Origin of the sequence: Mesorhizobium sp. M7A.F.Ca.CA.002.05.1.1 (genome assembly GCF_003998335.1) — a bacterium.
In the GTDB taxonomy this organism is placed as follows: Bacteria; Pseudomonadota; Alphaproteobacteria; order Rhizobiales; family Rhizobiaceae; genus Mesorhizobium.
Genome location: NZ_RZQI01001620.1, coordinates 1 through 495, shown reverse-complemented (window position 1 = coordinate 495; position 495 = coordinate 1). Strand labels below are relative to the sequence as shown.

The window sequence follows — 495 nt, the reverse complement described above, 5'->3', positions numbered from 1 at the left end:
TCTCGACGCCTTGCAGAACAAGCGCGAGCGGCTGGCCGGCGGCGGCTCGCGCCGCGACCGCGGACGCATCCTGGCGGCGCTTGACGCCAATGGCTGCCGCGACGACGCCGTCGCGCCTCGGCGGGCGCCTTTGCAGGAAGCCAACCGCGAGGGCGGCAGCGCAAACCTGTTCGATCAGCTTTTTGGCGGCAACAGCCAGCAGCTCGATATGCTTGATGAGCCCAACCAGCCCGACGATCCCGGCGAGGAGCGCAATGTCCGCCGTGTGCTCAACCAGCCCGGCATACCCGATTTTCCGAGCGTCGGCGGTGAGTTCCACACTTCCTGTGTGCGCACCTGCGACGGCTACTTCTTCCCGATGTCGAACTCAGCCTCGGCAGGCGATTTCGAACGTGACCAGAAGAATTGCGAATCGAGCTGCCCCGGCACCGAGATGCAGGTTTTCTATTCGCGCGGCATGGACGACGATTCGGCCTCGATGACGTCATCCGTCAC

The 495-nt window shown here is 64.8% G+C and carries 1 protein-coding gene; it reads left to right on the top strand.

Features of this window, described 5'->3' with window-relative positions:
- On the top strand, positions 1-495 hold a 495-nt coding region (locus EN939_RS37385; protein ID WP_127272148.1), incomplete at both ends, for a DUF2865 domain-containing protein.